Below are 10,127 nucleotides of genomic sequence, written 5' to 3' on the forward strand. Positions count from 1 at the left end.
TCAGAGACCTTTGGCCTTTTCAGCGCGCAGCAGCATGATCTTGGCAGCTGACAGCACGATGAAGGTGATGACGAAGAGCAGGAAACCGAGGGCGAACAGGGTAGAGAGGTGGAAGTCGGCCGCTTCACCGAACTCGTTGGCCAGCGTCGAGGCGATCGAGGTGCCGGGCGAGAACAGCGAAGTCGGTAGGCGGTTGGCGTTGCCGATCACGAAGGTCACGGCCATGGTCTCCCCCAGTGCGCGGCCCAGGCCCAGCATGATCCCGCCGATCACGCCTTTTTGCGTGTAGGGCAGCACCACGCGGCGCACCACCTCCCAGGTCGTGCAACCCAGGCCATAGGCCGATTCACGCAGGATGGGCGGCACGATCTCGAACACGTCGCGCATCACCGCGGCAATGAAGGGCAGCACCATGAAGGCCAGCACGATGCCGGCGGCCAGGATGCCGATGCCGTTGGTGGCACCACCGAACAGGGGCCCGATCAGCGGCATCGAGCCCAGCAGGCCTTGCATGCCGGGCTGCACGTAGTCGGCGAACAGGGGTGCGAAGACGAACAGACCGAACATGCCGTAGATGATGGACGGCACGGCCGCCAGCAGCTCAACGGCCGTGCCCAGGGGGCGGCGCAGCCAGACGGGGCAGTTTTCGGTCAGGAAAAGCGCGATGCCGAAGGCCAGGGGAACGGCAATCAGCAAGGCGATGCCGGCGCTGGCCAGCGTGCCCACGATGGCGATCGCGGCGCCGAACTCCTCGTTGACGACGTCCCATTCGACACGCCAGACGAAACCCAGGCCGAACTTCTGGAAAGCCGGCCAGGCATTGACAAACAGGGAAATGATGATGCCCATCAGGGCCACCAGCACCAGCAGCGAGAAGCCCTGGGTGACCCGGTGAAAGAAGATGTCCTCGATGCGTTGCCGTTTGGCAATCGACACCATGCTGGGGTTGCCGGACGCTGCCGGCGCAGATTTCGAACTCATGGTTGTTCCCACGCTCATGTTGACTCCGTATTGTGATCCTGAGAACAACGGGATCCGCCGGCCAGCCCTTTCCAGCCGGCGGATGTCATCGGACAAGTCGGTTGCTGATTACTTCTGGATCTGCGACCAGACCTTGGAACGGATCTCGTTCGTCAGGCTGTCGGGCAGGGCCACGTAGTCCAGGTCGGCGGCCATCTGCTTGCCGCTCTTGAAGGACCAGTCGAAGAACTTCAGCACTTCGGCGGACTGGGCCTTGTCGGTCGGCTGCTTGTACATCAGGATGAACGAGGCGGTGCTGATGGGCCAGCTGTCGGCGCCCTTGGCATCGACCATGGACACGCCCATGCCCGGCACGCTGAACCAGTTCACGCCAGCAGCCGCGGCGGCGAACGACTTGTCGTCCGGGCTCACGTACTTGCCGTCCTTGTTCTGCAGTTGCAGGAAAGGCATGTTGTTCTTCTTGGTGTACGCGTATTCCACGTAACCCAGCGAACCCTTCACACGGGTCACGTTGGCGGCCACGCCTTCGTTGCCCTTGCCGCCGACGGAGGAAGCGGCCGGCCATTTCACGGCGGCGCCCTTGCCCACCTTGTCGGCCCAGTCCTTGCTGACGGTGGACAGGTAGTCGGTGAAGTTGAAGGTGGTGCCCGAGCCGTCCGAGCGGTGGATGACGGTGATGGCCTGGTCAGGCAGCGCTTTGCCGGGGTTCAGGGCGGCCAGCTTGGGGTCGTTCCACTTGGTGATGGTGCCCAGGAACATGTCGGCCAGCACGGGGCCGGTCACGCGCAGTTCGCCCGGCTTGAAGCCTTCGAGGTTGATCACGGGCACCGTGCCACCAATGATGGCGGGGAATTGCACCATGCCGTCTTTGTCGAGGTCTTCACCGGAGACAGGGGCATCGGTAGCACCAAAGGCCACAGTTTTGGCCTTGATCTGGCGGATGCCACCCGAAGAACCGATGGACTGGTAGTTCAGGCCAACGTTGGTTTCTTTCTTGTAGGCCTCAGCCCACTTGCCATAGATCGGGTAGGGGAAAGAAGCGCCTGCGCCGGTGATGTCGGCGGCCAGTGCGGAACCCATGCCAGCGGTCGCCATGGCGGCTGCGGCCACGGTCTTGAGGAAAATTCGTTTGTTGATCATGAAGTGACTCCTAGCGGTTGGGGATTCAGAACAAGGAGGACTTTAGGCAGGCAATATGACATCCATGTGACATCGAACGCTTGTCACACAACAGGCGATCATTCCTGAGACCACCGACAGGCGGCGCTTCACGGCCATGCGTCACAATCCGGGTTTTCCCGCTCAATCCAGCCCCTGGGGCCACCCCTCGGCCCCGCGCCGTCGTCTCGCATGCAAAACGGAACCCTCCTCGCCGCCATCGACCTCGGCTCCAACAGTTTCCGGCTGGAGATCGGCCGTTACCACTCGGGCCACATCGAGCGCATCGAATACCTGAAGGAAACCGTGCGCCAGGGCACCGGGCTGGACGAGGAAAAGAACCTCAGCCAGGCCGCCATGGAGCGCGGCTGGGAGTGCCTGGCACGGTTCGCCGAGCGGCTGCACGGCTTCAAGAAACAGCAGGTCCGGGCCGTGGCCACTCAGACCCTGCGCGAAGCGAAAAACCGCGACGAGTTCCTGCGCAACGCCCAGGCCATCCTGGGGTTCTCGATCGACGTGGTGTCGGGCCATGAAGAAGCCCGCCTGATCTACCAGGGCGTGTCCCGCCTGCTGCCCCACTCGGACGAAAAGCGCCTGGTGGTGGACATCGGCGGGCGCTCGACCGAGATGATCCTGGGCCAGGGCTACACGGCGCGCGCCATGGAGTCGTACCGGCTGGGCAGCGTGGCCTGGTCCACGCGTTATTTTCCGCGCGGCCAGTTCACCGCATCGGCCTTCAAGACCGCTGAAGTGGCGGCCAAGGCCGTGATCGACGAGGCGCTGGACAAATTCCCCCCGCCCGAATGGACCATCGCCTACGGTTCCTCGGGTACCGTGGGGGCGGTCGCCGACATGCTGTCGGCCAATGGCTGGGCCTCCGGCGTGGTCACGCGCGCCGGGCTGGACTGGCTGACCGAGCGGATGATCAAGGCCGGCAGCGCCGACCAGTTGCGCCTCGAGGGCCTGAAAGACGACCGGCGCCCAGTGATCGGTGGCGGCGTGAGCGTGCTGCGCGCCATCTTCGACCTCTTCGGCATCGAGCAGATGGTGCCGGCCCAGGGCGCGCTGCGCCACGGTGCGCTCTACGACCTGATCGATCGCGACACCGACGGCGGCGACGTGCGCGAGCGCACCGTGCGCTGGCTGGCCCACCGTTTCTCGGCCGACGATGTGCAGGCCCAGCGGGTCAGCGAGGTCAGCACCGCCCTCTTCGCCCAGATCGCGGCGCTCGACGCACAGAACGAGCGCTACTCGCAGAAACTGGCGTGGGCGGCACGCCTGCACGAGATCGGCACGCACATCTCGCACGAACGCTCCCACCACCACGGCGCGTACATCCTGGACAACATGGATGCCCCGGGCTTTTCCCTGCCCGAACTGCACCGCATGAGCCAGCTGGTGATGGGCCAACGCGGCAAGCTGCGCAAACTCGAAGACGCCCTGATGGACGAGCTGTTCGCCAAGCAGCTCATGGCGCTGCGCCTGGCCGTGCTGCTCTGCCACGCGCGCCAGATGCCGGAGTACCAATCGGTCAAGCTGAGCTACAAGTCGCGCGCCTTCAAGCTCTCGACCAACCCGGGATGGGCCAAACGCTACCCGCAGTCGGCCTGGCTGCTGGGGGAAGAGGTGGTGGCCTGGCAGAAGTCGGCCTGGAAGTTCACGGCGGACATCCGGTAGCGCCCACACTGTCACACAGCTGTCACTGTTCCGAGGTAGACGGGAAACGGTATATACGGTTTATACTCCGGCCCCTTTTGTCATCCCCGGAGTGCATTCATGGCCAGTCAGAGCAACAAAACCAGCCCCAAGAAACCCAAGCTGGTGCGCGACAGCTTCACCATCCCCAAGACCGAGTTCGCCGCCATCGACCAGCTCAAGACCCGTGCGATCGCACTGGGCTCCAGCGTCAAGAAAAGCGAACTGCTGCGCGCTGGTTTGATGGTGTTGCAAGGCCTGAACGACGCAGCCTACAAGGTGGCCCTCGCTGCCGTGCCCACGCTCAAGACGGGCCGCCCGACGGTGACCGACAAGCCGGCGGCCACCAAGCCCGCGGCAAAGCCCACCGCCAAAAGGGCCGCGAAACCCGCGACCAAGGCGACTGCCAAGCCGGCCGCACCCGCTGTCGCCCTGCCTGCTGCCAAGGCGGCATCCCCTGCCGCCAAGCCCGTGGCCAAGAAAGCAAGCGCAAAAAAATCGGCCCCCGCACCCAAGGCCGCCGTCAAGCGCCCGGTGGTCCGCCGCGCGGCACCCGCCAAAAAAGCCGTCTGATCAGATCAGCTCGGGCGTCTGCACCGTGACCACCACGGTCTGGCCCACGCCATCGCGCTCGCGGTGGCGCAGCCACCACACGGCGCCCTTCTTCACCGAACAGTCCTCTTCGGTCAGGCCCAGCAGGCGGGCCACCACGCGCCCCAGCGTGGGCTGATGGCCGACCACCACCACCGGCGACTTGCCGTAGGGCCATTGCACCAGCTCCAGCAAGGCCAGCGGGTCGCCGTCGGGTGAGAGGTCGTCGCGCAGCTTGTACTTGCGGCCCAGCGCCAGCACCGTCTCTTCACAGCGCACCGCCGGGCTGCTCCAGATGCGGGCGCCATCGGGCAGTTGCCGATCCAGCCAGGCGGCCATGCGGGTGGCCTGTTTTTCGCCGCGCGGGGTCAGCCGGCGCGCCAGATCCTGGGGATCACCGGGTCGCCCGGTCAATGGCTCGGGGTGGTCGTGCGCCTCGGCATGCCGCCACAGAATCAGGTCCATGGTCCGGTTTTCCATGTCGTCAGCCTTTGCTGCCATACAGGGCCATCAGGCTGGCCTGCGCCGAATGCAAGGTGATGCGGCCCCGGCCGTTGCCGTTGGCCCCGGCCGGCACGTAGCTGCCGTCCGGCCGCAGCAGCCAGGCGTCCTTGGTGTCGTGCAGGTAGGCCTGCAGGCACTCGTCGATGATGCGATGGCGCAGCGCGCTGTCGGTCACGGGCCACGCGAGTTCGATGCGCCGCAGCATGTTGCGGTTCATCCAGTCGGCGCTGGAGAGCCAGAGCTCCTCCACCTCGCCGGTGCGGAAGTAGAACACCCGGGAATGCTCCAGCAGGCGCCCGATCACCGAGCGCACGTGCACGTTGTCGGTGAAGCCCGGCACCTGCGCGGGCAGGATGCAGGCGCCGCGCACGATCAGGTCGATCTTCACACCCTGCTGGGAGGCCACGGCCAACGCACGCGCCATCGGCTCGTCGGTCAGGGCGTTCATCTTCAGAACGATGCGCGCGTCCTGCCCGGCCTTGGCGGCGGCACCTGCGGCCTCCACCTTGTCGAGCATGGCCTTGTGAAGATGGAACGGCGCGATCAGGGCCTTGTTGAGCTTGGGCAGGCGGTTCTGGCTCGCCAGGTGCAGAAAGATCTGCTCCAGGTCGGCGGTGAGCGCGTCATCGGCCGTGAGGTAGCTCAGGTCGGTGTAGAGGCGCGCCGTGCCGGGGTTGTAGTTGCCGGTGGACAGGTGCGCGTAGCGGCGCAGGCCCGTGGCCTCGCGGCGCGTGACCAGCAGCATCTTGGCGTGCGTCTTGAGGCCCACCACGCCATAGACCACCTGGGCACCCACCGACTCCAGCCGTTCGGCGTAGTTGATGTTGGCCTCTTCGTCGAAGCGCGCCTTGAGTTCCACCACCGCCGTCACTTCCTTGCCACGGCGCACGGCTTCGCGCAGCAGGTTCATCAGCTCCGACTTGGCGCCCGTGCGGTAGATGGTCTGCTTGATGGCCAGCACGTCGGGGTCTTCCACCGCTTCGCGCAGGAAGCCCAGCACCGCATCGAAACTCTCGAAGGGCTGGTGGATGAGCACGTCGCCCTGCCGCAGGCGCTCGAAGTACGACTGCCCGGGTGTGAGCTGGGCCGGCCAGCCCGCGCTGTAGGTCTCGAAGCGCAGCGCGGGTGCTTCGACCTGGTCGATCAGCTGGTTCAGCCGCACGAGGTTGACCGGGCCGGGCACGCGGTACAGCGCCCGCTCGGTCAGCGCGAACTGCTCCAGCAGGAAGTTGGAGAGGTGGATCGAGCAGCCGGCCGAGACCTCCAGCCGCAGGGCCTGGCCATAGTGGCGCTGCTGCAAGCCCTTGCGCAAAGCGGTGCGCAGGTTCTTCACCTCTTCCTCGTCCACCGCCAGATCGGAATGGCGGGTGACACGGAACTGGGAAAACTCGGTCACCTGGCGCCCGGGAAACAGGTCGTTCAGGTGCGAACGGATCAGGCTGGAGATGGAGACGAAGTGCGTCTGCTTGGAGCCCTTGACCGGAGGCATGCGGAAGAAGCGCGGCAGGATGCGCGGCACCTTCACGATGGCGATCTCGTTCTCGCGGCCGAAAGCGTCCTTGCCCGTGAGGCGCACGATGAAGTTGAGCGACTTGTTCGCCACCTGCGGGAACGGATGGGCCGGGTCCAGCCCCACCGGCATCAGCAGCGGCTGCACTTCCTTGATGAAGAACTCCTTGACCCAGCGGCGCTGGCGCGGATTGCGCTCGCCGTGCGAGATCAGCTTGATGCCCTTCTTCTCCAGCAGCGGCAGCAACTCGTCGTTGTAGATGGCGTATTGCTGGGCCACCAGCGAATGCACCTTGTCCGAGAGCTGTTCGTAGGACAGCGAGGTGAAGGGGCCGCGCTGTTCGTTGGCCCGCGCCGCCGTCAGGTGGGGCGCCACGCGGACTTCGAAGAACTCGTCCAGGTTGCTGGAGACGATGCTCAGGTAGCGCAGGCGCTCCAGCAACGGCACGTCGGCCCGGCGCGCCCAGTCCATCACGCGTTCGTTGAAGGCGAGGATGCTGTGATCGCGATCGAGGAGGGGTAGCTTCTGATGCAGGGTGTTGCCGCTCATGGATGCCGCTGGAATCGAAGGGTTCGCCTGCTGCCCGCCGCTCCCGGCCGGTGATCCCTGGCGCACCATGTGTCGATTATTCAACGATTGGATGACGTTTGTGTGACAGTACCGTGCCATCCACCTCCTTCATGGCGCGAACCGCGGACCTCGGTCGGCGGGGCCGGGGCAGGACGCTGAGGTGGGACACGAACAGCGTCGCCGCCCGCCCCCATCCGAACTGGAGGGCGCGATCCCGCGCTTCGTGGCGTTTGACCTTGAGCGCGTCCTTCCAGGCCTCGCGCAGATCGTCGCGCAGGGCACCGGCCCCGCTGTTGCCAATCACCTGCAGGGGGCCGTCCACCGGGTAGGCGGCCACCGGCACGCCACAAGCCATGGCCTCGAGCATCACCAGGCCAAAGGTCTCGCTGCGACTGGGAAACACGAACACGTCCGCCGCGGCGTACACCTGCGCCAGCTCATGGCGGGGCAGCACCCCGAGCCAATGCACATTCGGGTAGCGCTGGCGCAACGCCGAGGTCAACGGCCCCACACCGCACACCACCTTGCTGCCCGGCAGGTCCATGCGCAGGAAGGCATCGATGTTCTTCTCGTAGGACAGGCGGCCCACGAACAGGCTGACGGGGTGCGCCAGCGGCCCCAGCGGCGCATAGCTGGTGGGAGGGTCCGTCAGCGAAAAAAGGCGCGTGTCCACGCCGTGCGTCCAGGCGCGCAATTGGCCAAAACCCCGCGCCTTGAGCATGTCGAGCACGCCCTGCGTGGGCACCATCACGCCGCTGCTGGGGCGGTGAAAGCGGCGACACAGCGCGTACCCCCACGACACGGGGACGCCCAGGGCCGCGTGCAGGATCTCGGGAAACTTGGTGTGGAAGGCGGTGGTGAACGCCAGTTTGCGGCGCAGGCAATGGCGCCGCGCGGCCCAGCCCAGCGGGCCTTCGGTGGCGATGTGGATCGCGTCCGGTTCGGCCGCGTTGATCAATTCGCGCATGCGGCGGCCGGGAAACAGCGCGACGTCGATGCCTGCATAACCAGGGCAAGGCCGCGTGCGGAACTGGCCCGGGTGGATCACCACCACCTCGTGGTCGCTGGCCTGCAGCTGCCGCGCCAGTTCCACAAGCGTGGTCACCACGCCGTTGACCTGGGGTTGCCAGGCGTCGGTCACGATCAGGATTTTCATGCGATGCGTCTCCCCCTGGCGCAAGCCGACTCAGGACGGTTGGCCCTCGGTCTGCGGTTCTGGCGACCGCTCCTCGTGGGACAGCGGCGTTGTGGCCTGCTCGCTCCAGTGCACCAGCTCGAGGCGGCCATCCAGATGCTCCACCAGCGCGGTCAGGCTCTCCACCCAGTCACCGTCGTTGCAGTACAGCGTGCCGTCGATGTGCCGCATTTCCGCCCGGTGGATGTGGCCGCAGACGACGCCCTGGTAGCCGCGCGAGCGGGCTTCGGCCGCCACCGCGCGCTCGAAGTCGGTCACGTAGTTCAGCGCGCTCTTGACCTTGTGCTTGAGGTACTGCGAGAGCGACCAGTAGGGCAGGCCCAGGCGCGCGCGCAGCGAATTGAGGTGGCGGTTCAGGCGCAGCGTGAGTTCGTAGGCGTTGTCGCCCAGGTAGGCCAGCCACTTGGCGCACTGGATCACGCCGTCGAAGTGGTCGCCGTGCACCACCCACAGGCGCTGGCCGTCGGCCGTGGTGTGCACGGCCTCGTTCGCGACCTCGATGCCGCCGAAGTTGTGGCCGTCGAACTGGCGCGCGAATTCGTCGTGGTTGCCCGGCACGAACACCACGCGGCAGCCCTTGCGCGAGCGCCGCAGCAGCTTCTGCACCACGTCGTTGTGCGCCTGCGGCCAATACCATTTGCGGCGCAGTTGCCAGCCGTCGATGATGTCGCCCACCAAGTACAGGGTGTGGCTGGGGTGGTGCTTGAGGAAATCGAGCAGCGGCCGCGCCTGGCAACCCGCGGTGCCCAGGTGCAGGTCGGAAATGAAAACGGCCCGGTAGCGGGCACGTTCGGAAGGCTCCTGAGCGTCATCGTCGCTGCCGCCACCGGCGGCCCAGACGCCGCCCGCCTGCGGCAGGCCGGACTTCACCGCCCAACCGCCCAGAACGTCGAGCGCGGCTCGCATCAGGCCCCCAGGAAATGCTTGCGGTAGCGCGCCGGCAGGTCCGAGATGCGCATCAGCATGGGCAGATCGGCCGCGTTGAAGTCCGGGTCCCAGGCGGGAGGGCCCAGCACCTTGGCGCCCAGGCGCAGGTAGCCCTTGATCAGCGCGGGCGGCTCCACGTCGAGTGTGTCGTCGAGCTGCTCGATCGGCAGTGGCAGGCGGGGCCGCACGTGGCAGTCGATGGGGGCCAGGTGCGTCGCCTTCACCTGCCGCCAGATGCTGGCCGCCGCATGGCCCCCGCCCACCATGCCGTGCGGGCCTTCGTGCTGCATCGGGATGCTGGCGCAGCCGATCATGGTATCGAGCTGGTTGCGCACCATGAACTCGGCCAGCGCGCCCCACAGTGCCATGATCACGCCACCATGGCGGTGATCGGGGTGCACGCAGCTGCGGCCCAGTTCGACCATGCGCTCGCGCACGGCGCGCAGGCGGGTCAGGTCGAATTCGGTGTCGCTGTAGGTGCTGCCCACGCGCTTGGCCTGGGCCGGGGTCAGCACGCGGTAGGTGCCGATCACGCGCTGGGTGGTGGCATCGCGCACCAGCAGGTGTTCGCAGAAATCGTCGAACAGGTCCACGTCGTGGCCGGGCACCTGCTGCGGCAGGCGCGCGCCCATTTCGGTGGCGAACACGTCGAACCTCAGCCTTTGCGCTTCACGAACCTCGTCCAGATGCCGCGCCCAGGAGACGGCGATGCCACCGCTGACGGGCTGCGGCGCTGGCGAGAAAATCGGGCGGGGATGAAGTGACCCCCGTGGCAACGAGACCGGCGAAAGGTCCAGCGTGGGGGTGGGCAGTTCTTTCATGGCGGGCTCCTGGGTCAGTGCGCCCACCGGGGGCGCGGAGTTGAGTGAAGCTGTGGTCATGAACAGGCAGTGTGCGAACCACGGGTGTCTCCCGCATGGCAATCGCATGAAGTTTTGGTGACAACGGCCCACCCCCAGGGGGCCTGCCAGAATACGAAGCTGTGAATCCCAACCC

Annotated in this window: 9 protein-coding genes; 2 read left to right on the plus strand and 7 right to left on the minus strand. The window is 66.3% G+C overall.

Features of this window, described 5'->3' with window-relative positions:
• Positions 1–981 (minus strand): phosphate ABC transporter permease subunit PstC, encoded by a 981-nt coding sequence (gene pstC, locus AC3WPZ_RS04890; RefSeq protein WP_382157397.1) that lies wholly within the window; start codon positions 979–981, stop codon positions 1–3.
• A 108-nt stretch (positions 982–1,089) separates the two neighbouring features.
• Positions 1,090–2,121, minus strand: coding sequence for a phosphate ABC transporter substrate-binding protein PstS (gene pstS / locus AC3WPZ_RS04895; protein WP_382157395.1), 1,032 nt, complete (start codon positions 2,119–2,121; stop codon positions 1,090–1,092).
• A gap of 210 nt (positions 2,122–2,331) precedes the next feature.
• Here pstS and ppx point away from each other — a divergent pair, with 210 nt between their 5' ends.
• Together ppx and AC3WPZ_RS04905 are read left to right on the plus strand one after the other, a co-directional pair.
• Positions 2,332–3,816, plus strand: coding sequence for an exopolyphosphatase (ppx, locus tag AC3WPZ_RS04900; protein ID WP_444686705.1), 1,485 nt, complete (start codon positions 2,332–2,334; stop codon positions 3,814–3,816).
• Between the two features lie 99 nt (positions 3,817–3,915).
• On the plus strand, positions 3,916–4,407 hold the full coding sequence (locus AC3WPZ_RS04905; protein WP_444686706.1) for a hypothetical protein: 492 nt from the start codon (positions 3,916–3,918) through the stop codon (positions 4,405–4,407).
• Here AC3WPZ_RS04905 and AC3WPZ_RS04910 read toward each other — a convergent pair whose 3' ends face one another.
• The 5 genes from AC3WPZ_RS04910 to AC3WPZ_RS04930 all read right to left on the minus strand — a co-directional run bounded on the left by AC3WPZ_RS04910 (position 4,408) and on the right by AC3WPZ_RS04930 (position 9,952).
• Complete coding sequence (locus AC3WPZ_RS04910) at positions 4,408–4,890, minus strand: SixA phosphatase family protein (RefSeq protein ID WP_444686707.1); 483 nt, start codon at positions 4,888–4,890, stop codon at positions 4,408–4,410.
• 19 nt (positions 4,891–4,909) lie between these two features.
• Positions 4,910–6,988, minus strand: coding sequence for a polyphosphate kinase 1 (gene ppk1 / locus AC3WPZ_RS04915; protein WP_382325189.1), 2,079 nt, complete (start codon positions 6,986–6,988; stop codon positions 4,910–4,912).
• Positions 6,989–7,064: 76 nt separating this feature from the next.
• On the minus strand, positions 7,065–8,165 hold the full coding sequence (locus AC3WPZ_RS04920; RefSeq protein WP_382157384.1) for a glycosyltransferase family 4 protein: 1,101 nt from the start codon (positions 8,163–8,165) through the stop codon (positions 7,065–7,067).
• A 30-nt stretch (positions 8,166–8,195) separates the two neighbouring features.
• A complete protein-coding gene (locus tag AC3WPZ_RS04925) occupies positions 8,196–9,110 on the minus strand; it encodes a UDP-2,3-diacylglucosamine diphosphatase (protein WP_382157382.1) in 915 nt (304 codons plus the stop codon).
• The gene (locus tag AC3WPZ_RS04930; RefSeq protein ID WP_444686708.1) at positions 9,110–9,952 is read right to left on the minus strand and encodes a GNAT family N-acetyltransferase; all 843 of its coding nucleotides are present in this window, start codon (positions 9,950–9,952) and stop codon (positions 9,110–9,112) included. The genes AC3WPZ_RS04925 and AC3WPZ_RS04930 overlap by 1 nt, the downstream gene beginning before the upstream one ends.
• Positions 9,953–10,127 lie beyond the last annotated feature (175 nt).

The organism is Hydrogenophaga sp. FW305-3-2-15-A-LB1, from assembly GCF_058787875.1.